This is a genomic window from Cellulosilyticum sp., assembly GCF_982396655.1.
On record NZ_CEVXFV010000011.1, the window covers coordinates 73,790 to 99,645 of the forward strand.

A 25,856-nucleotide genomic window follows, 5' to 3' on the forward strand; every position below is an offset into this window, starting at 1 on the left:
AAACTAAAATGATGTAATAAGAAAATAAGAAGGATAGACGTAATGATTTTTGATGAGATAATTATAGTAAGAGGTGGCGGAGACCTTGCCACCGGGGTGATACATAAATTAGTAAGAAGCGGCTTTAAGGTAATCGTATTAGAGACAAAACTGCCAACTGCTATTCGCAGAAGTGTTTCTTTTTGTGAAGCCGTTTATAATGGACAAGCTGAGGTAGAAGGCATATGCTGCGTCAAGGTAAATCACTATGAAGAAGCCCTTGATGTTTTAAAAAAGGGGCATGTCCCACTGCTCATTGATGCAGAAGGAAGCTGTATTGCAGAGATTAAACCGATAGCAGTAATAGATGCCATTATAGCAAAGAAAAATATAGGAACCCATCGTGAAATGGCACCTATTACGATTGGATTAGGACCTGGTTTTGAAGCGGGAGTAGATGTGGATTATGTCATCGAAACAAGCAGAGGACATAATTTAGGGCGAATTATCGAAAAAGGTATGGCAAAGCCCAATACTGGCATACCGGGCCTTATTAATGGCTATGGAAAAGAACGTGTAATTCATGCCCCTGTTTCAGGTAAGTTTCATGGGGTAAAAGGGATTAGTGACCTTACAAAAGAAGGCGAGATTATTGCTTATGTAGGCAATCAGCCTATATGCGCCACATTAACGGGTGTGATAAGAGGTATGATTAGAGAAGGCTATCAAGTAGAAGAAGGCCTTAAAATTATAGATATTGATCCAAGAGAAAATGAGAAGAATAACTGCTTTACCATATCGGATAAGGCAAGGTGTATTGCTGGTGGTGTAATGGAGGCAGTGCTTTTGGGGTGGAAGAAATGATATATTTTGATAATGCAGCTACGACTTTAAGAAAGCCAGAAGAAGTCTATACAGCGATTATGGAAGCTTTGCATGAAAGTGGCAATGCTGCTAGAGGAATTTCAAGATATGCTTTAGCGGCGAGTCGAACTGTGTATGAGACAAGGCTTAAGTTGGCAGAGCTATTTGGCGTGAGTGATGAGAGCCGCATTGCCTTTACTTACAATGGGACAGAAAGTTTGAACACCGCCATCAAGGGTATATTTAACCAAGGTAATCATGTGATTACGACTGTGCTTGAGCATAACAGTGTTTTAAGACCTTTGTATCAGCTAGAAGAAGCAGGCATTATTGAAATTTCTTTTGTAAAATGTGATGCCAATGGTGTCATTGATTACGAAGAAATAGGTAAGCGCATTAAAGCAAATACAAAGGCGATTATCTGCACACATGCATCTAACCTGACAGGCAATGTGGTGGATATTCGTAGGATAGGGAAGCTTTGCAAGGCATATGATTTACTCTTTATAGTGGATGCTTCTCAGTCAGCAGGTATATTACCCATAGATGTGACAAAAGATGGCATAGATATTTTATGCTTTACAGGACACAAAAGTTTATATGGCCCGCAAGGAACTGGCGGAATATATGTGCGAGAAGGTATTGATATAAGGCCTTTAAAAGTAGGGGGAAGCGGCATAAATACTTATCGGCATCATCATCCTTGTCAGATGCCAGATGCTTTAGAAGCTGGCACCCTAAATACACATGGCATTGCAGGCTTAAAGGCGGGGGTGTCATTTGTATTAAAAGAAGGATTAGAATGCATTAGATTAAAGGAACAAGCACTAATGTGGCAGTTTTATGAAGGTGTGAAAAATATTAAAGGTGTCACAGTTTATGGCGATTTTACAGATAAAAACAGGGCACCTATTGTAGCGCTTAATATTGGTGAAAAAGATTCAGGACTTATAAGTGACTTACTCATGGAGAAATATGGCATAGCGACACGAAATGGTGGACATTGTGCGCCACTATTGCATGAAGCATTAGGAACTAAGATGCAGGGGGCTGTCAGATTTAGCTTTTCTTATTTTAATACGGAAGAAGAAGTTAACATAGGGATTAAAGCAGTTCGTGAGTTAGCCAATTAGAGAGATTAGGGTGAGAAAATGAACTTAAAAATGAAATTAATAGAAGCATTACATATAGAAATGAAGGAAAAGATGGTGATTTCTGTAGTAGGTGCAGGCGGAAAGACTACATGCATCCATACATTAAAAGATGAATTTGTGAGAAAAGGGAAAAAAGTAGTAATCACTACAACTACCCATATGTATTTGCCCCATAGTCATTATGTACTGGATGAAGATATAAATGCCATAAAGAAGGCGTTAGCGAAGGAACACTTCGTCATTGTAGGTACAAGGGCAAATGAGGAAAAAATGAAGGGTGTCAGTCAGAAATTTTTTGAGGCACTTTTAGAAGTAAGCGATGTTGTTTTAGTAGAAGCAGATGGGTCTAGAAGGTTACCTGTAAAGATGCCAGCAGCATTTGAGCCAGCCCTTGCAATGGGGACACAAATGGTAATCGTTGTTACAGGCATTGAGAGTATAGGAAGACCTGTAAAAGAAGTCTGTCACCGTTTTGAAATCGCCCAGCAAATATTAGGTGTAGAGGCATCACATCTTTTAGACGCAAAAGATATCGCGACACTTATTTATAAAGGGTACTTAGAAAATAGAAATGCTATGCAGAAGTATGCTGTTTTTATTAATAAAGTGACCGGTGAGAAGGAGCAGCAAAAAGCTGAGGAGATTCTAAGGTATCTCAAGGAAATGGATTATACAAATGCTGTAGTGCTTAAAGAAGGCAAGTTTTTCTAAGAAGCATCATCGCGGTAAGATATAAAAGGATAAAGGAGTTATGAATAGATGCAGGAGATTTACTTAAAAATATTAAATATATTACAAACAGGAACGATAGCTTTAGTAAAACTACATATGGGTGCAAAATCTGGAGAAGTAAATGAACTTGAAACACTGGTTATACCAGTGCAAACACCTAAAGAACTTATGTCACATATGTCAGCGTGTAGTGATACCTTATGCTACGCTTATATTCCATCAGAAAGGCTTATTTTACTTGGCGGCGGACATATTGCCTTGCCATTATGTGAATTTGCCAGTAAAACTGGATTTAAAGTGACGGTGGTGGATGATAGGCCACGATTTGCGAGTAAGCAGCGTTTTCCATATGCAAAAGAGACTATTTGTGAGGCATTTCCAGCAGCTATCAAAAATCTAAAAATAACACCTAATGATTATGTGGCCGTTATTACCCGTGGCCATCATGAAGATGAAGCTTGCCTTAAGGCTTTATTAGAAGGTACATGGCCGAATTATGTAGGGCTTATTGGGTCAAGAAGAAGAGTAGGTAGTTTATTTGATAAGCTTGTAGAAGACGGCTTTGATAAAGAAAAGTTAGAAACGATTTGTACGCCAATAGGCCTTTCTATAGGGGCACAAACACCAGAAGAAATTTCTATCTCTATTTTATCAGAGCTGATTAAGGTAAAGCGTACGATTAATCCATTAAAGTCTACAGATAATCTTTGCTTATGTTATGATACACTAGAGTTTTTGGAGCAAATTACACAGCAAGATGAACCTTTTGCCATGGTGATGATTTTGTCAACTAAAGGTTCTACGCCAAGAAAAGCAGGGGCTATTATGGCGGTTACAAAACTTGGATATACCATAGGCTCTATTGGTGGCGGCTGCAGTGAAAATCAGGTGATTCATATTGCAAGAAATATGATAGGCAGTGCAAGTTACAAAGTAGTTACCCTAGATCTTACTAGTGATTTTGCAGAAGATGAAGGCATGGTTTGCGGTGGAACGATGGAAGTACTGATAGTTGGTTAATGATAAAATATAAGTAAGAGAGAACGTACAATGATTATAACAAATTGCCATATTATTTATAAAGATAGGATAGAATTTGGGTCAGTAAGGGTTGAAGCAGGAAAAATCAAGGCAATCAATCCAAAAGAATACGGAGGCGCTGAAGTGTTAGATGCTAAGGGGTTATATCTTTCGCCAGGCTTCATTGATGTACACATTCATGGTGCAAATGGATGTGACACTATGGATGGAACAATAGAAGCTATAAATAATATTTCAAAGGCTATTTTGAAGCATGGGACAACCTCTTTTTTACCAACGACAATGACCGTTGCTATTTCTGAAATTCAGCAGACGCTGAAGGCGATTAAGCTACTTAAAAATGGAGGAAGTGAAGGGGCACAGATATTAGGCGCCCATCTAGAAGGCCCATTTGTAAGTCCTAAAGCGATAGGTGCGCAAAATCCAAGGTATCTAGAGCGGCCGTCTATAGAAACCTATAAGCAGATGGTAGCAGGATGCGAGGAAGCAGTAGTATCTATTACGCTTGCACCTGAATTAGAAGGTGCGAAAGAACTTATTGCGTATCTTAAGGCGCAGGGCATTGTATGTTCAGCAGGACATACAATGGCAACTTATGAGGAGATGCAAGAGGCCATAGGGTGGGGGATTTCACATTCTACGCATTTATATAATGCGATGCGCCCATTTAACCATAGGGCCCCTGGTGTGGTAGGTGCCATCTTTGATAGTAATATTACGACAGAAACAATTGCTGATGGCATTCACAGTACTTATTCGGCATTACGTATTGCCTATAAGCAAAAAGGGACAGATAAGGTGTTACTTATAAGTGATGCAATGATGGCATGTTGTATGCCAAGTGGCGACTATGCCTTAGGTGGACAAAAGGTTATTGTGAAAGATGGGGCAGCGCGGCTTGAAAATGGTGCGTTAGCAGGTTCTGTGCTCACTTTAGATAAGGCAGTACGTAATGTTTATGAAAACTGCAACTTACCGTTATATGAAGCTGTGAAGATGGCAACTTATAATCCTGCAAAGTTATGTAAGGTAGATACTCATAAAGGTTTAATTCAAAAAGGCTATGATGCCGACCTATTATTATTTGATGAAAAGGTTCAGATTAAGAAAGTTTTTATTAAAGGTCAAGAAGTTTATAGTGAGATGTAAACTTAAATTTATAGCATAAAGGTAGCCCGTGGCAATGGCAATAAAGGCGGGAATCATAAGTAGCTTCATGAATGGATTTAGAGACAATGACACATACTACTTCAATAGGAGTGATGATGTATGGAGATTCCTTTTTTATTAAAGCCTATTATTTTATTTATTATAGCTGTTGCACTTATACGTTTTACAGGAAGACGTTCCATTTCACAAATGACTATTGCACAGACAGTAATGATGATTTCTATTGGTGCAATCATTGTGGAACCTTTTGCAGATAAGGATGTTATCAAAACGATTATTGCGTGTATTATCTTTGTTGTGCTCTTGATTATTTTTGAATTATGTTCATTTTATTCTAAAGGATTTAAAAGGCTGGCCGTAGGGGATAAAGTGGTTATTATTCGGAATGGCATTTTTGTTGAGTCAGAGCTTAAGAAGATGCGCATTACAAAAGAAGAAGTGCTATCTAGATTAAGACAGGAAGGGATAGCAAAACTTTCATATGTAGAAGAAGGTACATTAGAAACAAATGGAGAGTTTGGTTTTAAGCTTACAAAGGCAGCAGAACCTGTAAGAGTAGAAGATATGATTTATATTTTAAATGAAGTGCTGAGTGAAGAGGCGAAACAAAAGGCTATTGTGAAAGTAGAAGACTTTATGAGGCATCATGAAGAACGTTAAAAGTAAGCTTTATAGTGTTATATAAATAGTGACCAATCCTTGAGCAACGAGACATAGAAGCTCAAGGATTTTTTTTATAGATGTGTATGTATTTCAAGAAGATATTCTCTATAAGAGGTATAATAAATTAATATATCAAAAATTCTCAAAAGTGTGATAAAATATAAAGAAACCAACTATAACTTAAATGATACATCGCATAAATAGGTTTTTCCCAATGATTTCACATGACTAAAAATCATGGATAACTAAAATTTATAGAGAAACCAACTAAAAACTTGAAATATACATGTACGTAAGTTGTTTTCTCTCAATGATTTCACATGACTCAAAATCATGAGTAACTAAAATTTATAAATGTGAAATCTATATAAATGTAAAATCTATATTGAGACTTAAATATATAATGAAGGAGAGAAAGAATATGCCATCTATTAATGTTGAAAATGAAGAAATATATTACAGTCAGATAGGGAACAAAAAAGCTGAGAAATCTTTATTTTTCATTCCAGGTTCAGGGATGACAAAAGAGTTTATGGGACTGTTTTCAGACCAATTTGCAGAGTATAACACAATTACTGTAGATTTACCAGGGCATGGAGAAAGCTGTACTTCTGTAAAAAGTTCCGTTGAGGACTTAACAAGTTGCCTAGCACAAGCCATTAAAGGACTTATAGCAGAAAATGTACTTTCTAAGGAAATAGTTGTTTTAGGATATTCATTAGGAGGATTTGCAGCCATTTCATTAGGGTTACAAAACATTCCAGAAATTAAGCAGATTGTCATTATCAGTTCTTGTGCGGATTTAGCAACTAACCCTTTAGGCAATATGTTAAAGGCAAGCACGACAGTCGATCCTGATGTGATTTATAGCATTGTATGTGGAAGTGCTACACCCAAGGAAAGAGCAGCAGAGATTAAGCAGCTTTTCTTAGACTATTTAAGAGATGCAGATCTTTTATATCAAGACCTTGTAAGTGCTGCACCTTTTGATATTTTAAGTAAAGTTTCCAGTGTAAGTGTTCCAGTGCTAGTGGTAATCGGCGATGAAGACCAAGTTATTCAGCCTAAAGATGCAGTGAATTTAGCTGAAACAGTACAAGATGGACAGCTTATTACATATAAAGGTTTTGGTCACGGTATGTTATTTGAAAATACAGCACAAGTTATAGCGGATATTAAGAAATTCATTAAATAATGTGTATTAAAAACTCCTTGAAAATGATAAGATTTCAAGGAGTTTTTAGTACATATTTTGTGGTATAACCCTTAAATGTAAAGTATAGATAAGAAAGATTCTGGCTTTTTAATAAGCACGTCAAGTATTTTTAGAACATCTTCCAAAAAGTGAATATTAGTCAATAAATATGTGATAAAAATTTCAAAGAAGCATATAAATGTAGAGTAAAACAAGAATAGAAGGTGTTAGTATGAAAAAACGAATTTGGGCATGGGCATTTGCAGCAGCTATGTTAGGTGGTAGCTTAAGTGTTCAAGCACAAGCAGTTACTACAGATAACACAAATAATACAGAGACAACAAAAGTTGAGACGACGAATCAGGAAAAACAAGCAGTACAAGTAACATTTAAAAAGCTAGGTGGAGAAATTAGAGATGGTAGAAAAGGTTCATTACTTGTAAAAATCAGAGGCAATTACCCTATTTTAACTGCAAGTAGTGAAAATGCAGCGGTTAATAAGATTAATGATTATTATAAAGCACAAGTAGAAGCGGTTAATAAGCAAAAAGAAGTGGCTTATGAGGCAGCTAAAGAATACTACAACAAAGAAGTTTATAAGAGTGATGAAGGCGATCCTAATTCTTGGAAAGGATATGAACTCAATAATACTTATACGCTAGCGCATCAAGGCGATAAAGTGATAAGCTTTATTAAGTTAGATAGCAGCTATACAGGTGATGAAACTACCGGACCTAAACGTTCTATAGAAAACTTTGATTTAAATACAGGTGAGCTTTTAACGTTTAAAGATATTGTAACTGATGAAACGAAGGCACAACAATATATTCATGATTATATTGTTGATGAGATTAAGGATGCTGTTGATGATGATAAAGGTTACTTATATTATGGCTATAAAGATCATGTTGAAGAATGCCTTGCAGAAGGTAATTGGTACTTATCAGATTCAGGTATTGTAGTCTTAATGAATGAATATGTTTTCACACCTCAGGCAGAAGGCACTAAGACATTTTATATTCCACTTAGTACATTCCCATATTTAAAAGAAGCATATAAATAATCATAATACAATTTATCATGTTGCTATAAGTTCAGTAATTAAAGCAATAGCATTATCAAAAAGAAGGAGGTGCTTTAGGTGACATCTCCTTCTTTTTGTGCTATTTAAAACGAGGGATTATGAGTTGCGGGCTTAAAAATTATAGACTATACTAGAGAAGTAATAGATAATAATTTATCATATATAATAATAATTATTATATAAAAGTGCTAGAAAGGGAATATTATGGAAGAATCAAAGATGATAAGTGCCATTAATAATAATCCTTCTATTATAAAGATGATTAACAGTCCTACGGATGAAATGAAATTATTGGCCGTTCAGAAAAATGGTTTAGTATTAGAATATATTAAAAATCCAACACAAGAGATGGCGCAAATAGCGGTGGCAAATAATCCAAGAGCTATTAAATTTGTCGCAGAGCCAACTTATGAAATGATGGAAATGGCTATTCAAAGTGGCTGGAGCCTTCTCGGCGTGATTGCAAATCCACCGGAAGAAATTATTAGATTAGCCATTAGGGCGTCTGGTTGGGCAATCCAATATGTTAAAGCACCAAGTGAGGCATTGCAGCTAATGGCAGTTAAGCAAAATTATGATGCTATAAAATATATTAAAGAGCCGTATGAGAGCGTACAGGAGGAAGCCGTAAGCCAGAGCTATGATGCTTTAAGATATATTGCCTGCCCAAGTGAAACAGCACAGTTGATGGCAGTTAAGGCGAATGAAGCAGCGATTAATTTCATTGCAGACTTAAGCGAAGAAAAAATAATAACATTTTTAAAAGCTAATATTTTAGTCATTAAATATGTGTCAAAGAAAATAAGTACAGAAACATTAGAAGAAGTTTTAAGACAAGTCTTATCTGAAGAAAATGTAGATGAAAAGTACGTGAGGGATTTCTTAAACTGCAGTGTGATTGATAGAAATAGTCATAATATTGCTCTTGATAAGGTGATGTTTATTTATAAATACGGCAGTAAAAAGGCAAAGCGCATTACAGTAGATGAGAGATTAAGGATGTTATAGGAGAACAAAGTGATGAATTTTACAGAAACATTACAAAGTGCAGCGTTAGTATTAGCTACAGGAGAGGTACCCTTAATAATAGGAGAAAGTGGTATTGGGAAAACTGCTCTAGCTAAAGAATTAGCAGCCATGAATAAATGGCATTTGATTGTCATTGACGGCAATTTATTAAAAGAGGGAGAAATTGGTGGTCTACCAACGGTAGAAAGTTATGAAGTAATCGATGAGCAGGGAAAGGCAGTTCAAAAGAAAACAACCATATATGCGGTGCATCATAAACTACGTGAAATTGATGAGACAATTAGACAAGGAAAAGATGTACTTCTATTCATAGATGAGATTAACCGCTGTGAACATACGGTACAACAGGAGTTAATGAACCTGATTTTAAATCGTGAAATAAATGGTTATAAATTAAATGATAAGGTCAATATTTTAGCAGCCATGAATCCTTCTAGTAAGTATGGCAGTAATTTTGATTATCAGGTTGTAGATATGGATGCGGCACAAGAAAATAGATTTGTATGGCTGCAAATGGAAAGTGATTACATGCAGTGGCTTAAGTGGGCAGTAGGTGCAGACATTGAAGAAAAAGTTATCGAATTTATTTCAACATTTCCAGAATACTTAAATCAAAGAAATGAAGAGGATGTACGTGCTACACCTAGAAGTTATGAAAGAGTTTCTAAGAGTTATAAGATTTATAAAGCACAAAAAGAAAGCATACCAAGAGCTGTATTTTTAAATGTAATCAAAGGAAATGTGGGGAAAGTCATTGCAGAAGAATTTATGAGCTTTATTGAGGCGGATGCAAGTCCAATCATCACGTATGAAGAGGTATTTAATGGAGAAGTGCTTGATGCGGCTATTATAGACAAACTTAAGGCTGAGACACATACAAGGCTTTATTTATCTGCAATGAATATTATAAAGAGATTAGAAGAACAATTTGAAAATGGCAATATAGAGGCAGTAAGCAGTATGGCATACATCTCACGTTGGATAGAATTTTTAAGAGGCTATCCTATGGATTTAAGGGTAGGTCTTATGAAAGAGATGAAAAACAGTTTTCCACAGGTTTATAAAAATGCATTAGAAAGTGATGCTTTTACGGACTTATATTTTGAGGCTTATGCATCAATTCGAGGATAAAAAATGGCAACTTATTTTGAAGAACAAGTAAATAGCTTAATTGAAAAAGCAAATGCAGTTATAAGTACCCATGCAATGCTAAAAGCTAATCGTAAAGGTGAAAGCATTGAAGTAACAGTGCCAAAAGCATTTAAAGAATCTTTTTTTAAACTTGTAGATCAGGTGACTTTGAGCTTAATGGAGGAGCAGGATAACTTCTATGGTTATTTTTTGTTTCAGATGAATAGGGAAATCAAGTTTGATTTAGCAAGTCCTACAGGTGTTAATTTTAAAGGGGCCAAATATGTGATGTATTTTAATCCGTTAATCTTTTTAAATCTTACATTAAGCCAAATGGAGACAAGCATTAAGCATGAAATACTTCATATTGTTTCATTACATTTAGTCCGTGCTAAAAATTTAAAAGGCAAATATACAGATTTAGCAATTAATATGGCAATGGATGTAGTAGTCAATCAGTACTTAGGTAACTTGCCGCCTTATGCAACAACTATTGAGCAGATTAACAATCAGTATCAGTTAGATCTAGAACACTATGGGACTTTTGAATATTATGCAGAAAAGTTGCAGTTGGCCTTTGACTTACAAGATGCGGATGATGAAGGTGAGGCAGGTGCCAAAGGTGAAAGTGAAGAGGCGGAAGACAAAGAAGAGGGAGAAGAAGGCATTGCTAGAGCATATGACCCGGAAAAGACACATGATATATGGGCGGCTTCAGAAGAAATAGAGGAAAAGACGCTACAAGATTTCACTGAGAAATTTGTGAGTCGTTCACAAAAAGGGGAGATACCAGCTTATTTAGGCAGTATGATAGCAGCTCTTAAAAGTAGTAGAGGGGAACTACCCTGGAACATATATCTTAGTCGCTTAATGGGGAGTGTAGAGAGTCATTATAAGAAGACGATGACAAGACGCAATCGCAGGCAGCCTGAGCGACTAGACCTACGAGGAAACCTTAGAAGTCATAAGGCAGAAATAGCAGTTGCCTTTGATATAAGTGGTAGTATTAGCGATGAAGAGTTTACTCAAGCAGTAAAAGAAGTGCTTCAGATTGTAAAAAACTATAATCATGAAATTACCATTATAGAATGTGATGATCAGATTAGACGTTGTTATACAGTACGCACAAGCAAGGATATAAAAGAAAGGATGCATATTGCTGGAGGTACGAAGTTTACACCAGTTTTTGACTATGCCAATAAGAAGAACATCGATTTACTTATTTATTTTACAGATGGTAAAGGCGAAGAAACATTAAAGGTTATACCAAGGGGCTACAAGGTACTTTGGGTTATTTCTGGAAGAGGGCAGACACTTTCTTTAAAAGAGCCGTATGGTGCGGTAAAGAAACTAAGTCAGATAGAAGTAAAGGTTCAGGATTTAGACATGAGTGATGTAAGAAGTGATGGCTACTCTATGAACAATCAAGCCCCTAGTCTATAAGCTACTGAGTTTCTCTAAGACTTAAATATAAAAATAGAGGATTAAAATCTTTGCATAAAGATTTTAATCCTCTATTTTTATATATTTACCTGAAAAATTAACAAGCTTCTAAATCAGTGATGACTGAAGAGGGAGTAGGATTTTTATCAAGTACGGCCTCAACAAGTACTGAAATAGCCCCATCCCCTGTAATATTTGTTGCTGTACCGAAGCTATCTTGGGCTGCATGTAGGGCAATCATAAGTGGTTTTTCAAAACCGCCAAAACCAAGCATAGATTCTAGAAGGCCAAGCGCAGCCATAACGCCACCGCCAGGAACACCAGGTGCAGCCACCATTGTTACGCCTAACATTAAAATGAATGGCATCATGAGAGAAAATGTAGGTACCTCACCTTTCATAAGCATAACAGCCATAGAAGTAAGGACTAATGTAATGGTATCTCCTGCTAAATGAATTGTTGCACCCAGTGGGATTACGAAACCTAAAACTTCTTCATTGATATGATTTTTCTTCGCACAAGCTAATGTGACAGGAATCGTTGCAGCAGAAGATTGTGTCCCTACTGCTGTAAAATAAGCAGGCATCATATTTTTAAGCATTTTAAATGGATTGTCTTTCTTAACCCATCCTGCAATGAGATATTGAATGAGGATGTAAGCTATTTGAAGTGAAAGTAAAATCACATAAACGGTTCCAAAAGATTTAAGTGTAGAGATAATTTCGCCATTAAAGCTAATTTTAGCAAAGATACATCCTATGTAGATTGGGACTAATGGAATGAGTACATTTTGAACAACTTTTAAAACAATTTGATTGAACTCTTCCATGCATTTTAATAAAACACTATTTTTAAGGCCAGATAATCCAATACCTAATACAAAGGCAAGAACTAAAGCAGACATAACCCCCATAATAGGTGGAATCTCAATAGAAAAATAAGATGTCACGCTTTGACCAGCTTCTTCAAACATATTACTGCCTTGAATAAATAAAGGTAATAGTGTGCGTCCTGCTAAGAAAGCTAAAACCCCTGCAATGATTGTAGAAGTATAAGCAATAATAGTTGTAATTAAAAGCCCCTTGCCAGACTTTTTGCCAAGTGAAGCGATACCAGGAATAATGAACCCTATAATAATTAATGGAATCATGAAGGATAAGAAGCTTCCAAATAAATCGCCAAGCGTTACTAAAATACGAATAGGCGCATCTAGTGTAAGCATATTACAAACAAGACCTGCTAAGATGCCAATGATTAAACAAATTACAATTCTAGATATAAGTGATAACTTTTTCATGTATGTCCTCCCTGTATGGTATGTATAGGTGTGTATTCGTGTAAAAAACATTTGTATTTATATGAGACTATACAATGAAAAAATGTTTTTGTCAATCGATATTATTAGACAAAATAAAAAAATATATTTTTTTGATATAAAATAAAAAAATACGTACTAAATATTTAAATAGTATGTTTTTAAGGCGCGGACAACTGAAAAGAGATAAGCCGAAACCACATTTGCAAGATGGCGTAAATTGAGCAAAGTTTAAAGCACATAATGATAAAATATGGTCATGGGACAATGGGGGTTGTGGAAAATGCTAAATTAGAAAGGAGATGTTTTGTGAAAAATACTACAGATAAATGAAGGAGATACACAGCAAAGAAAGAGTTATAGCTAAACCTATCTGTGCAAAATGCGAATAAATTGTTATTAATCATCATAATATGGAATTTTATAGTATAATAGTGACAAAGGAACTGTTCGAAATCCATGTGAGGAATTAAAAAATGAAAGACTACTATATGAATAACGTATTATTGCATAATTTTTTACAAGAACTTAATAGTATTTCAAGAATGGCGGTCATTGAGAATGCTTTTACAACAGAAAAGATGATTAATATCTATAGCCATCTCTTGAAGTATAGGTGGAATGAAGTAGGCAAAAAAGTAACAGCAACAAAAGAAATGAATATGGTACTTAAGTGTTGTGAACTGTTTAAATTAAAAAATGAAGCGTTAATTGATTATACCTACATAGAAAATGGAGATATTACAACGGTATTTATACCACATTATACAATGGTAGCCTATATCAAAGGTGTATTAAGCGTGACACAAGGTATGATGAATCCTCTTAAATTACATATAGAGGTAAGTCAGAGAAAAGCTGAGATTTGGATACAGTTTTTCTTTACAGGACAGGTGAACTTTAAGGAAATTGTGGAAAAAGCGGATTATCTAGATAATGGGCAAGATTATGAGAGCTTCAGTGAAGCTACAAAAAGGTGGCAAGAGACATTCAAAGAAGATTCTTTTAAGATAGCTATTCAAGAAAATCAGCTAGAGATATGTTTTGTGTGCAGATGACATATGGGAGTAATCATGAAGAAAATCATACATTATATAAAGAATACATCACTTGGTATGCAGCTGCTGAGTGTTTTTGCGGCTATAGGAATTATAATTGGAAGTCTGATGGTTATAACATTTAGTTTAAATTATACAACGATGGAAAATCATAGTCAGTATCTACAATATATTTCTATGATGAGTAAATTATCAGAAGAAATAGATGGTAGTAAGAAAGTGATTAATCAGATGATGTATACTATGAGCGGTGATGAAAAGCAGCAAATGAGTAATCATGCAAAAGAAGTAAAAGAGTTAATTGCAACGATTAGAGATAAGACTACATCTGTTGATATTAAATTACGACTTCGTGTAACAGCGTACTTGGTAGAGCAGTATGAAGAAAAAGCGAGGCTGCTTAGTGAAACGTTAGCGCATGAGCAGTATTTAGAGGTCATAGAGATATTAAATCGCATCGATATTTATATTCAAGAAATGATTTCTTGTAGTGTTAAAGAAAACGAAGCACTTTTACAAGCAAGCTTAAAAAAGAATAAGATGCTTCAGTATAGTTTGATGAGTATAGCCTTTGGTATAGTTGGCATGATTATGTATCTATGCTTAAGGTATAGTAGATACCTAGAAGAACTGATTGGTAATATATTGGCCCTTACGAAACGTGTGGCAAAGGGAAATAAATCAGAAGTACTTCAGATTCAAGAAGGACCTGAGGAAATTAGGGAAATTATAGCAAGTTTCAATGGCCTGATTAGAACGATGGAACAGTTAAATCAAAAAGCAGATGAAAAGGCACAATTGGAATTAAAATTAGCAGAAGAAAAGCTAGCAAGAAGTCATATGAATGAGTTGCTAAAAGAAGCACAGTTACAAGGTTTACAATTTCAGATTCAGCCTCATTTCTTATTTAATACATTAAATGTTATATCGATGATGGCAATTATGGAAGATAACCGAAAGGTTTATGATTTAATAATGGCATTGTCAGGGTTTATGCGATATAGCCTAAAAAAAACTACGGCCTTGGTAAGTTTAGATGAAGAACTGGATATGGCTCAGAAGTATCTTTATATATTAAAAGCAAGATTAGGGAGTAAGCTGGAATATGAAGTAAGGAGTGAAATTCAGGAGGAAATAGAAGTGCCACCTTTTATTTTACAACCTATTGTGGAAAACGCCTTTCGTCATGGACTAGAAGAAAAGATGGGAAAGGGTAAGATTGTTGTACGCATAACCAGACGGAGAGAATATGTAATCCTACGTGTATTTAATGATGGCATAGGCATGGAAAAAGAAAAACTTGCAGCACTACGTAAGCAGTGTAGGCCTCAAACAGTACGTATGGATCAAGAGCAGCATATAGGCATTCAAAATGTAGTATATCGTTTAAATATGCTATTTAATGATAAGGTGAATTATAAAATTTATTCTAGTGTAAGACGTGGTACATTATTTACAATTGAAATTTTATCATAAGCAGGAAAGTGTAGGTTGAAGAATATGTTAAGGTTATTATTGGTGGAAGATGAATATATCGAAAGAGAAGCGATGAAGCATATTATAAGCCAAAGGTTTCAAGGGAAGTTTGAAATTAAAGAGGCCAGTAATGGTTTAGAAGCGACTGAACTGGCAAAAGTATTTAAACCGCAAATTGTTTTCCTAGATATAAAAATGCCCGGATGTTCTGGGATTGAGGTGGCAAGGAGATTAAGAGAATTTTTACCAGATGCCAATATGATTTTTATTACAGCTTATGATTATTTTGATTATGCCAAAGAAGCTATTTCGCTAAGAGTAGATGAATTTTTACTTAAGCCTGTAGATGTGGATGAAGTATGCAAGTATATAGAAAAGGTTATGCATAAGTTAGAAGAAGAAAAGTTACCTGCTGCCTATACAGAAAAGATGGAGCAGGAATTTTCTGTGATTAAAAGAAAGTTTCAGATGGAATTAAAAGAACTCTTACTGGACAATAATGCCAAAGAAGAACGAATTACGCAATATCTACATCTAATGGATATAAAGATGGCATGTGCAGTTATAGGTTTGATTGACTTTACAACGATTGCTCAGTATGAGGAGATTGGCAGTATTCAAAAAGAATTCATTAAAGAACGTTTAAAATGTAAGCTAGAACGTAAGTGTGAACAAAATGAGATTATTGCGCTTACAGGAGAACTCAAAGATTTAATGACAGTTATTTTCATAGTAGAGCAGGAGGAGCGGGCACAAATAGATTATGCCAGTAGGGTAGCCAATATAGAAAAGAAACTAAAAGAAGATTTAGATGAATGTATCAGACTAATTGGGATGTCTATTTCGTATCAGCTTTCAAAACCAGTTATGCAGGCAGGAGACATTCCAGCAGTATTAGAACAGGAAAAGGAAAGACTATTTGAGCTAACGTATAAGGAAAAGAAGAGTTATCCTTATGAGATAGAAGATGATGTCATAGAATATATTCGCAAAAAAGAATTTGAGGCGGCTAGAGAAGCAATCATAAGGCTTATAGCAGATTTAAAGAGTGAATGTGAATTTATAGAATTTAGAAATGAGATTCAAGGACTATATACAATGATAGAACGAGCGATGCGTAGAAACGCATCACAATGTTTAATGCCACATGCAGAGCGAATAGCCAGTGATATTTCAAGTTACATAGAGATGGAAAACTTCTATAACCGTCTGATGACATATGCCAAGAACATGATGGGCCAGATGCCAGACCGCAATCAAATGCTTATTGAGAAGATTTGCAGATATCTAGAAGTACATTATAACGAAGATATTTCCTTAGAAGAAGCAGCAAGTATGATAGGTTTTAGTTCTTTTTACTTTACAAAATTAATGAAAGAATATATGAATATGAGCTATGTAGACTATATTACATCTCTGAGGGTTGATAAGGCAAAGCAGCTTTTAGAAAAAACGAAGATGAGTGTAAAAGATGTAGGAATTGCAGTAGGCTATGAGAATGCTAATTATTTTACAAGGGTATTTAAAAGAATAGAGGGGGTTGCCCCAAGTCAATATAAGAATAGGTTCAGCTAAGTTTTTTAGGGCTGGGCCTATTCTTATATTGTTTTTGTGAAAAATAGAAAACAATATTGTGCTATAAAAGTTTGCCTTATAAAAAATAGGGCAAAAAAGTGAAGTTTATAACAATATATGAAATAGAGTGCCAATACTGATGTTTGCTATAATTTTTATATAATTAGTAATTAGCTTGGAGGAAGGTAACGTTGAAAAAATATAAAGCATTAGTAGCGCTTATAACAGGTATGGCAATGACAGTGGTTATGTCAGGCTGCGGGGTAGAAACATCAGCAGGTGTCAAACAAAAAGTTTGGAATGTAGCCGTTATTCAAACTGAAGATCATCCTCAGACCATGGCAGTTAAGAAAATGGGAGAAGTATTTACTGAGCTTACAGATGGTAGATATAAATTTGAGGTTTATCCAAATGAACTATTAGGACCTCAAAGAGAAACATTAGAACAAGTACAATACGGTATTATTGAGATGGCTGTAGTTGGGAATCCAATCCTTTCAAGTATGGTAGATGGCTTCTTAACTTTTGAAATGCCATTCTTATTTGATGATGAAGCACATCAAAAAACATTCTTTGAAGACTCACCAGAAGTCGCAACATTATTTGGACAAGCAGAAGAATATAACTTAAAAGTAGCTTCTCAGTTTACAGCAGGGACACGTAATATGTATGCTAATAAACCCATTGAATCAGTAGCTGATTTAAAGGGGATGAAAATTCGTACGGCTGAATCAGATACATATATTAAAATGATGAAATGTCTTGGTGGTGCAGCGACGCCAATGTCTTTTGGCGAAGTATTTACAGCTATTCAATCAGGGGTAGTAGATGGGGCTGAAAATAATGAAGCTTCTTATGCCAATACAAAGCATTATGAGATTGCACCATATTATTCGTATACAAGACATTTAATCGTACCAGATTATGTCGTTGTTAATAATGACCTTTATGAAGACCTTTCTGAAGAAGATCAGGCAGCATTTGATGAAGCTGCACGTATTGCAAGAGAATATGAGTATGAGCTTTGGGAAGCAGAAACAGAAAAATACCTTCAAAGTGTAAAAGACAATGGCGCCAACATTATAGAGGATGTGGATGTGGCATCTTTAAAAGAAGCAGTAAAACCTCTTCATGCAGAATTAACACAAAATCCAGAAGTCAAAGTTGTCTATGATGCAGTTAAAGCGGTCGCACGATAGGAGGATTAACATGAATCAATTAAGAAATATCATTAATAAATGTACAGAGTGGCTTGCGTGTGCCATATTAGCCATCATGACAATTCTTGTAACATGGCAAGTTGTAACACGTTTTGTATTTAAAGCACCAAGTTCTATAACAGAAGCATTGGCAAAGTATTTATTTGTATGGTTAGTATTAATTACAGCAGCTTATGTTGTAGGTAAAAGAGAGCATATGGCAATTGAATTCTTTGTGAACAAATATTCATTTAAGACAAAAACAATTCTTGAGATTATTGTACAGGTTTGCATCTTCTTATTTGCCACAATTGTTTTAACTTATGGCGGTGGCTATATTGCAATACACGCTATGAGCCAGACAGACTCGGCATTATCGATTCCTATGGGGATTGTTTATCTTGCATTGCCAGTAAGTGGCGTTTTATCAATGTTTTATTCAGTGTGTAATATCATTGATGACGTGAAATCATTTAAATCAAACAAAGCACAATAGGAGGAAACATTCATGAATACAGCACTTATATGTGGACTGATTATGATTGTTGTCATTCTCGGTTTACTTTATATTAAAACACCAATTAGTATTAGTGTTGGAATAGGGGCAGCCCTTTCAATGGTTGTCGTATTACCAGGAGCAAAGGCAGCATTAATGTCAGCACAAAAAATCTTTACAGGGATTAATTCTTTCACCTTACTTGCCATTCCATTCTTCATCTTAGCAGGGATTATTATGAATAATGGAGGGATTGCAAGAAGACTCGTTAACTTAGCGCTTGTATTAGTAGGTAGACTTCCAGGTTCATTAGCACTTACTAATGTTGTGGCGAATATGTTATTTGGCGCTATTTCTGGTTCTGGTTCTGCAGCTTGTGCAGCAATTGGTGGGATTATGGGGCCATTAGAAGAAGAAGAAGGTTATGACAAAGATTATGCAGCAGCAGTTAATATTGCATCTGCACCAACAGGAATTTTAATTCCACCGAGTAATACATTAATTATTTTCTCAACAGTAGCTGGCGGTGTATCAATTACATCTTTATTCTTAGCTGGGTATATTCCAGGAATTCTCTGGGGGATTGCCGTAATGGTTATTGCCTATCTTATGGCGAAGAAGAGAGGGTACAAAGGTAGAGCACGCGTACCATTTAAAGTGGTTGTGAAAACATTTTTAGAAGCACTTCCAAGTTTATTATTAATCGTTATTGTAATTGGCGGGATTCTTGGCGGCGTATTCACACCTACAGAAGGTTCTGCAATTGCAGTATGTTATGCATTAATTTTATCATTCATTTATAAAAACATTAAAGTATCAGATTTACCAAGAATTTTACTTGAATCTGCAAAGCTTACAAGTATTATTGTATTCTTAATCGGCTTATCTTCAATTATGTCTTGGATTCTTGCCTTTACAAAAATTCCAGATTTAATTGCCTCAGGGTTACTTGGTATTTCTAGTAATCCAGTGATTATCTTGCTTATTATGAATGTGATTTTATTAGTGCTTGGGACATTTATGGACCCAACACCTGCTATTTTAATCTTTACACCAATCTTTTTACCAATCGTAGAGAGCTTTGGTATGCATCCAGTACATTTTGGTGTAATGATGACATTTAACTTATGTATTGGTTGTATTACACCGCCAGTAGGTGCAATTCTCTTTACAGGATGTAAGGTATCCAATGTATCTATTGAGCAGGTTATTAAGACATTATTACCATACTTTGCAGCCACTATTGTGGTGTTATTATTAGTCACATTCTTTGAACCATTAACACTTTGGTTACCAGCTATGGCAGGTTTGCTGAAATAATGATAAAATAGGTTGTTCTAGTTGAAACTAGGACAGCCTATTTTTTACGTTTGGAGGTAAAAAGGTGAATAGAAATCACAAGATTGTGATAGGTATGATATTGGTGATAGGAACCATTATTTTAACAAGTATGAAGTTAGATCAAAAGCAAGTATTTAAATTAGCAGAAGTTCAAGGAATAGATTACCCCACTTCTATTGCCAATCAGAAATTTGCAGATTTGGTAAAAGAAAAGACAGCAGGAAGAATTCAGATAGAGATATATACAGATGGTAAATTAGGAGAAGAAACAGAAGTTATTAAAGAAATGCAAAGTGGTAACATCGCCTTTGGTCGAGTTTCCATAGGCCCTTTAGCAGAATATGTAGACCAGTTGCATGCGCTCATGCTACCTTACTTATATGCAGATAGTGCCCATATGTGGCGCGTATTAGAGGGCGAAGTGGGACAAAGTATGTTAGAGGCCTTAGGTGAAGCAGGTTTAATGGGACTTACCTGGTATGATGCAGGAGCAAGAAGCTTTTATTTCACTAAAGAGATAACGCGTATTGAAGATTTTCAAGATCAAAGAATTCGTGTGCAAAAAAATAGTCTCATGTATGCCATGTGTGAGGATTTAGGTGCAAAACCAGAGTCACTGTCAGAAGGGGACATTTATATTGCCATATTAAATGGGTCATTAGATGGTGCTGAAAATAATATTCCAACTTATGAAACCTACAAGCAGTATGAAGTATGTCCATATTATATTTTAGATGAGCATACAAGAATGCCGGAGTTATTAGTTGCTTCACAGCATATTATGAAGAAGCTCAGTAAGGCGGATCAAGCTATTATTTTGGAAGCAGCTAAGGAAGCAGGTGCATATGAACGTACTTTATGGAATGAGAGAGAACAAGAGGCGATTGCACGGTTAAAGGATCAGGGTGTACAGTTTGTTGCGTTATCAGAAGAAATAAAATCTGGTTTAAAAGAGGCCTCCAAAGGTTTGTATGAGGCATTTGGCAGCAAATATGAAAACATTATTAGACAAATTGAAGAAATTAAATATTTAAAAAATATTGACTATTAGCAAGGTCAGTTGTATGATGAAAGAAAGCGAAGGGGCTTATTAAAAGAGCCACTTCGCTTTTTTTTATTTTTTATTAGGGGGAATCGACATGCATGAACTTATTAAACACAGAGAGAGTATTAATCAGTTATTAGCACGATATGGGGTAAAGTTTGGAATTTATAAAAATAAGGTATTTCATGAACAACTATTTCCCTTTGATGCTATTCCTAGGGTGATTTCTAAAGAGGAGTTTGCATATTTAGAAAAGGGACTTATTCAAAGAGTGACTGCACTTAATAAGTTTTTATTAGATATTTATGGGGAAAAGCGAATTGTAGAAGAAGGGATTATTCCAGAGGAGTTTATATTTTCATCTAAAGGATATCTGCCACAGTGTGAGGGAATCTTGCCGCCTAAGGCAATCTTTAGCCATATTTCAGGGATTGATTTAGTACAGGCAAAAGAGGGGACATGGTATGTTTTGGAGGATAATTTAAGAGTGCCCTCAGGTGCGTCTTACCCTATGATTGCAAGAGAAATGACAAGAAGAGCTAGTCCTATGACATTTGTTCATCATCATGTGGTGGATAATAGGGATTATGGTAAGCTTCTAAAAGAGATGATGGATTATGTCAATACCGGAGGTATTAATGTCATTATGACACCAGGACGTTATAATGCAGCCTTTTTTGAACATGCCTATTTGGCAGAACAAACAGGAGCGGTCTTGGCTACGTGCAATGAGCTTTTTGTAGATGAGAACATACTTTATTTCAAAGATTATAGAGGTGATAAACAGAAGGTAGGGGCATTATATCGTCGTATTTCAGATGAGTACTTAGATCCGATGACGTTTTATGAAGACTCCTTAATCGGTATTCCGCATTTAATGGAAGCTTATGCAGCTGGTAATGTGGCGATTATTAATACACCAGGTAATGGGGTAGCAGATGACAAAGGGATTTATTACTTTGTACCGATGATGATTCGTTATTACTTAGGGGAAGAACCCATTTTAAAAAATGCACCTACATATTTGCCATTTTATAAAAAAGATTTTGAGTATGTAATGACACATTTAGAAAAGCTTGTTATAAAAGATGTTTCTGAAGCTGGCGGTTATGGCGTTGTCTTTGGAAAAGATTTAGATGAAGTGGCACTTGAACAGTTAAAACAGACCATTATAAAAGAGCCAAGACGTTTTATTGCCCAGGAAATAGTTGATTTTATAGACTTAGAGATTATGGACGGGCAAGAATGTGTAGAACGAAAGGCAGATTTACGTGCTTTCGTTTTAACAGGAGCAGATGTCAAGGTTTGGGCAAGTGGTTTAACAAGATTTTCAAGAAATGAGGATTCATTTGTAGTGAATTCATCACAAGGAGGAGGTTTTAAAGACACATGGGTATTATCGGAGTAGAGAAAGCAAATCATTTATTTTGGTTAGGACGCTATACAGAAAGGGTGTTTACAACACTTAAGGTATTTTTTAGATATTATGATGTGATGATTGAGAAGGAACCTACGTTTTACAAGGATTTTTGTAAGCGATTAAGCATTCCTAATGTATATTTTTCTAAAGAACAATTTGTCAGTGACTATTTATTTGATAAAGATAATCCAGATTCAATTTATGCCAATTTATTACGTGCTTATCATAATGCGGTTGTGATGCGTAATGACTTAAGCAGTGAATGTTTATCTTATATTCAAATGGCATTAGATGTATTTGAAAATAGCAAAGAAAGTAAGGCACCACTTGTAGCACTGCAGCCAGTTATTGATGACATCTATGCTTTCTGGGGAAGCCTTGATGACTATATGACGTCAGATGAAAGCCGCAACATGATTAAAACAGGTAAATATATTGAACGTCTTGATTTATATTTAAGGCTAAGCATAGGGGAATATGACTTGAAAAAAGAGTGGGATAAGGTAAAAAAACAAATAGGTAAGATCGACTGGGAATATGATAGGAGTAGCCTTGAAGCGTTTGATAGACTATGTGAAAATCAAAATTATAAAGTGAAGGATGTGGGACATGCTGTTCATTTGTTAGAAAGTATTTTTTGAAGGCTAGGGGATAGAGCATGAAAAAGTTAAAATTTATTTTTGAGAGAACATTAACTTTTGAAAACAATGTGGGGATGCATTATTTTTCCTTAAGATGCATCCCACATCATACCAAGATGCAAGAGGTCCATGAGATAAACTTTGAAATGAGTCCGTATGCAAGTTTGGCAAAATCTAAAGATTGTTTTGGAAATCATCTTTATACAGGATGTATTAAAAGGCCACATAACCATTTTTACTTTCATGTAGACGGTATTGTAAGTGTGAAAGGGGAACCACTTGTGGATGAAAACTTAGTGGGACTTTTTAAATATCCCTCTAGCTATACACAAATAGCAGGTGATTTGACCAGTTATTATAATGGATTAAAGATACCAAAGTTTTATAATGACTTAGAGAAGGCAGTATTCTTAATGGAGGAATTAAATGATGAAATGTATTATGAAACGCAGTGTACAGATATACATACGACGGCAGCTCAAGCATTTGAAATTAAAAAGGGCGTTTGCCAAGATTATGCCCATATTTTTTTAGCCTTATGTCGTGCAGAAAAGATACCAGCTCGGTATGTAGCAGGTTTTATACTAGGAGAAGGGGAAACCCATGCATGGGTAGAAGTTTATAGTGAGGGTTTATGGTATGGTTTAGACCCGACCCACAATAGCAGTATAGATGATACGTATATTAAGCTGGCCATAGGGCGAGACTATGGAGATTGTAATATAGATAAAGGCTTATTTTATGGGAATACGACGCAGAAACAAGAAATTATGGTAAAGGTGGAGACATGTGATGATTAAAGAAGTTGTAGCAATTGATTTACCTGTGAACGAAAGACTTGTTATTCAAAAACATACCTTACAACCTGAGCAATTAACAGGAGGTGAAAAAAGGCTGTGTATTGTAACGGGTACACATGGTGATGAATTAGAGGGACAGTATGTTTGCTATGAATTAAACCGGCGTATTAAGGCCGAAAAGCAATATTTGAAAGGGATTGTGGATATTTATCCTGCTTTAAATCCTCAGGGGATAGATTCTATTACAAGAGGCATTCCATTATTTGACCTGGATATGAATCGCATTTTTCCAGGATCACAAGATGGCGCCATGGTTGAATATGTAGCCGCTAAGATTATAGATGATATTATAGGAGCAGATTTATGTATCGATATTCATGCAAGTAATATTTTTCTAAGAGAGGTACCACAAGTGAGGGTAAGTGAAGAAACAGCTGCCAAGCTAGTGCCTTATGCAAAACATTTAAATGTAGAATTTGTTTGGGTACATGCAGCGTCTACAGTGTTGCAATCGACTTTAGCACATAGCTTAAATAGTAGGGGGGTACCTACATTAGTTGTAGAAATGGGCGTCGGTATGCGTATGACAAAAACTTATGGGGAGCAGCTTGTGGCGGGCATCTTTAACTTAATGCAGCAAATAGGCATTTGGGAAGGGCCGGTGGAAGAAGTGATGACACCTATTGTTTCTTCCGACCATAAGGTAGGATTTGTTAATGCAAATGCATCAGGCTTTTTTGTATCAGAGATGAAACATTGGGAAAAGGTTGGTGAGGGGAGTTTGATAGGTAAGATTGTATGCCCTTTAACAGGAGAAGTGCTAGAAGAAGTTGTGGCACCTTGTGAGGGCATTATTTTTACTTTGCGAGAATATCCACTTGTATATAATGGCTCATTGATTGCTAGAGTGCTAGGAGGGATACAATGAAAGAAAAGATAGTTTATGAAATGAAGTCTCTCTATAGACAGCCTTTATGTATTAAGGGATATAGCTTTGGAGAAGGTGAAAAATCTGTATGCATTATAGGTGCGTTAAGAGGCAATGAAGTACAACAGCTATATATTTGTTCAAAGCTTGTACATAGACTAAAGAAGTTAGAAGAACAGGGGAAATTAGTGGCTGGTTATGAAATTTTAGTAATACCATGTGCCAATCCATATTCGATGAATAGTGGCAAACGGTTTTGGGTAATTGACAATACAGATATTAATCGTATGTTTCCAGGATATGACCAAGGGGAGACGACGCAACGTATTGCGGCAGGTATTTTTGAAAATGTAAAAGATTTTAAGTTTGGCATTCAGTTTACAAGCTTTTATATAGCAGGTCACTTTTTACCCCATGTACGTATGATGAAAACAGGTTATGAGGCAGTAAATTTAGCTAAGGATTTTGAGATGCAGTATGCCGTTATTCGAAAGCCTAAGCCTTATGATACGACAACGTTAAATTACAATTGGCAAATCTGGAATGTACAGGCGTTTTCTATTTATACTAATGAAACAGATACAATCGATGAAGTTTCAGCTGATGAAGCTATTCATAGTACACTAAGGTTCTTAAAAGCAAGAGGGCTTATTACAAAGCAGCTTAAGCGAGGGTTTATGACAACGACGCTATATGAGGAAGATATTATTTCTATAAAGGCAACTCAAGCTGGGATTTACAGGTCCTTTAAAAAGCCTGGGGAAGAAGTGCGAGCAGGTGAAATACTTGCCCATATTATTGAACCTAATCTTGGAAAGATTATAGGACAAGTGAGGGCACCTCAATCAGGCATTGTATTTTTCGTTCATGCGAGTGCATTGATTATGGCACAAGATGTGGCATATAAATTAATTATAGCGGAAGACTAGAAGTCTTGCCCTTTTTTGGGGCAAGACTTCTAATTTTTATAGGTGCGCAATATATATAGAAAGAAATCACCTATAGGGATGAAGAATAAATATTTAATAGGTAATTGCGAAACTACTGTTTAAAAATGAATAGCACTCCTTTTAAACA

General features: G+C 35.6%; 24 protein-coding genes. 23 read left to right on the forward strand and 1 reads right to left on the reverse strand.

Annotated features, from left to right (window positions below; all coding sequences use genetic code 11):
- Window positions 1-42: 42 nt before the first annotated feature.
- The 11 genes from yqeB to AC1VAQ_RS06920 all read left to right on the forward strand — a co-directional run bounded on the left by yqeB (window position 43) and on the right by AC1VAQ_RS06920 (window position 11,485).
- Window positions 43-843, forward strand: a complete 801-nt coding sequence (gene yqeB, locus AC1VAQ_RS06870) for a selenium-dependent molybdenum cofactor biosynthesis protein YqeB (RefSeq protein WP_302595450.1) — start codon at window positions 43-45, stop codon at window positions 841-843.
- Window positions 840-1,976, forward strand: a complete 1,137-nt coding sequence (locus AC1VAQ_RS06875) for an aminotransferase class V-fold PLP-dependent enzyme (RefSeq protein WP_302595451.1) — start codon at window positions 840-842, stop codon at window positions 1,974-1,976. The genes yqeB and AC1VAQ_RS06875 overlap by 4 nt, the downstream gene beginning before the upstream one ends.
- An 18-nt stretch (window positions 1,977-1,994) precedes the next feature.
- Complete coding sequence (gene yqeC / locus AC1VAQ_RS06880) at window positions 1,995-2,708, forward strand: selenium cofactor biosynthesis protein YqeC (RefSeq protein WP_302595452.1); 714 nt, start codon at window positions 1,995-1,997, stop codon at window positions 2,706-2,708.
- A 48-nt stretch (window positions 2,709-2,756) separates the two neighbouring features.
- Window positions 2,757-3,749, forward strand: coding sequence for an XdhC family protein (locus AC1VAQ_RS06885; RefSeq protein WP_303243764.1), 993 nt, complete (start codon window positions 2,757-2,759; stop codon window positions 3,747-3,749).
- A 30-nt stretch (window positions 3,750-3,779) separates the two neighbouring features.
- Complete coding sequence (nagA, locus tag AC1VAQ_RS06890; RefSeq protein WP_302595455.1) at window positions 3,780-4,919, forward strand: N-acetylglucosamine-6-phosphate deacetylase; 1,140 nt, start codon at window positions 3,780-3,782, stop codon at window positions 4,917-4,919.
- 120 nt (window positions 4,920-5,039) lie between these two features.
- Entirely contained in the window at window positions 5,040-5,600 is a 561-nt protein-coding gene (locus AC1VAQ_RS06895; RefSeq protein WP_302595456.1) for a DUF421 domain-containing protein, read from the forward strand.
- A gap of 424 nt (window positions 5,601-6,024) precedes the next feature.
- Window positions 6,025-6,798 carry an alpha/beta fold hydrolase gene (locus AC1VAQ_RS06900; protein ID WP_302595457.1) on the forward strand — a complete coding sequence of 258 codons (774 nt, stop codon included), beginning with the start codon at window positions 6,025-6,027 and terminating at the stop codon, window positions 6,796-6,798.
- Window positions 6,799-7,030: 232 nt separating this feature from the next.
- Window positions 7,031-7,861, forward strand: a complete 831-nt coding sequence (locus tag AC1VAQ_RS06905) for a DUF3298 and DUF4163 domain-containing protein (RefSeq protein ID WP_302595459.1) — start codon at window positions 7,031-7,033, stop codon at window positions 7,859-7,861.
- 225 nt (window positions 7,862-8,086) lie between these two features.
- Window positions 8,087-8,890, forward strand: a complete 804-nt coding sequence (locus tag AC1VAQ_RS06910) for a hypothetical protein (RefSeq protein ID WP_479903686.1) — start codon at window positions 8,087-8,089, stop codon at window positions 8,888-8,890.
- 12 nt (window positions 8,891-8,902) lie between these two features.
- The gene (locus AC1VAQ_RS06915) at window positions 8,903-10,042 is read left to right on the forward strand and encodes an ATP-binding protein (protein ID WP_479903687.1); all 1,140 of its coding nucleotides are present in this window, start codon (window positions 8,903-8,905) and stop codon (window positions 10,040-10,042) included.
- 3 nt (window positions 10,043-10,045) lie between these two features.
- Window positions 10,046-11,485 (forward strand): vWA domain-containing protein, encoded by a 1,440-nt coding sequence (locus AC1VAQ_RS06920; protein WP_302595464.1) that lies wholly within the window; start codon window positions 10,046-10,048, stop codon window positions 11,483-11,485.
- Between the two features lie 97 nt (window positions 11,486-11,582).
- Here the strand turns inward: AC1VAQ_RS06920 and AC1VAQ_RS06925 are convergent, their stop codons facing one another.
- Window positions 11,583-12,782 (reverse strand): dicarboxylate/amino acid:cation symporter, encoded by a 1,200-nt coding sequence (locus AC1VAQ_RS06925; protein ID WP_302595466.1) that lies wholly within the window; start codon window positions 12,780-12,782, stop codon window positions 11,583-11,585.
- 494 nt (window positions 12,783-13,276) lie between these two features.
- Here AC1VAQ_RS06925 and AC1VAQ_RS06930 point away from each other — a divergent pair, with 494 nt between their 5' ends.
- From AC1VAQ_RS06930 to AC1VAQ_RS06985, 12 genes are all read left to right on the forward strand, one after another.
- Window positions 13,277-13,858, forward strand: a complete 582-nt coding sequence (locus AC1VAQ_RS06930) for a hypothetical protein (protein WP_302595467.1) — start codon at window positions 13,277-13,279, stop codon at window positions 13,856-13,858.
- A gap of 15 nt (window positions 13,859-13,873) precedes the next feature.
- The gene (locus AC1VAQ_RS06935) at window positions 13,874-15,334 is read left to right on the forward strand and encodes a sensor histidine kinase (RefSeq protein ID WP_302595469.1); all 1,461 of its coding nucleotides are present in this window, start codon (window positions 13,874-13,876) and stop codon (window positions 15,332-15,334) included.
- Between the two features lie 24 nt (window positions 15,335-15,358).
- Window positions 15,359-16,909 carry a response regulator transcription factor gene (locus tag AC1VAQ_RS06940; protein WP_302595471.1) on the forward strand — a complete coding sequence of 517 codons (1,551 nt, stop codon included), beginning with the start codon at window positions 15,359-15,361 and terminating at the stop codon, window positions 16,907-16,909.
- Between the two features lie 191 nt (window positions 16,910-17,100).
- Window positions 17,101-18,108, forward strand: a complete 1,008-nt coding sequence (locus tag AC1VAQ_RS06945; RefSeq protein WP_303243762.1) for a TRAP transporter substrate-binding protein — start codon at window positions 17,101-17,103, stop codon at window positions 18,106-18,108.
- Window positions 18,109-18,118: 10 nt separating this feature from the next.
- Window positions 18,119-18,604, forward strand: coding sequence for a TRAP transporter small permease (locus tag AC1VAQ_RS06950; protein WP_302595475.1), 486 nt, complete (start codon window positions 18,119-18,121; stop codon window positions 18,602-18,604).
- 12 nt (window positions 18,605-18,616) lie between these two features.
- On the forward strand, window positions 18,617-19,924 hold the full coding sequence (locus AC1VAQ_RS06955) for a TRAP transporter large permease (protein ID WP_302595479.1): 1,308 nt from the start codon (window positions 18,617-18,619) through the stop codon (window positions 19,922-19,924).
- 64 nt (window positions 19,925-19,988) lie between these two features.
- Entirely contained in the window at window positions 19,989-20,996 is a 1,008-nt protein-coding gene (locus AC1VAQ_RS06960; RefSeq protein WP_302595481.1) for a TRAP transporter substrate-binding protein, read from the forward strand.
- An 88-nt stretch (window positions 20,997-21,084) separates the two neighbouring features.
- Window positions 21,085-22,398 (forward strand): circularly permuted type 2 ATP-grasp protein, encoded by a 1,314-nt coding sequence (locus AC1VAQ_RS06965; protein ID WP_302595483.1) that lies wholly within the window; start codon window positions 21,085-21,087, stop codon window positions 22,396-22,398.
- On the forward strand, window positions 22,380-23,051 hold the full coding sequence (locus AC1VAQ_RS06970) for an alpha-E domain-containing protein (protein WP_302595484.1): 672 nt from the start codon (window positions 22,380-22,382) through the stop codon (window positions 23,049-23,051). The genes AC1VAQ_RS06965 and AC1VAQ_RS06970 overlap by 19 nt, the downstream gene beginning before the upstream one ends.
- A gap of 17 nt (window positions 23,052-23,068) precedes the next feature.
- Window positions 23,069-23,851, forward strand: coding sequence for a transglutaminase domain-containing protein (locus AC1VAQ_RS06975; RefSeq protein ID WP_302595487.1), 783 nt, complete (start codon window positions 23,069-23,071; stop codon window positions 23,849-23,851).
- Window positions 23,844-24,779: a M14 family metallopeptidase gene (locus AC1VAQ_RS06980; RefSeq protein ID WP_302595587.1), complete on the forward strand. Its 936-nt coding sequence runs from the start codon at window positions 23,844-23,846 to the stop codon at window positions 24,777-24,779. Before AC1VAQ_RS06975 ends, AC1VAQ_RS06980 begins: the two co-directional genes overlap by 8 nt.
- Window positions 24,776-25,708, forward strand: coding sequence for a M14 family metallopeptidase (locus tag AC1VAQ_RS06985; RefSeq protein ID WP_302595489.1), 933 nt, complete (start codon window positions 24,776-24,778; stop codon window positions 25,706-25,708). The genes AC1VAQ_RS06980 and AC1VAQ_RS06985 overlap by 4 nt, the downstream gene beginning before the upstream one ends.
- Window positions 25,709-25,856: the final 148 nt, after the last annotated feature.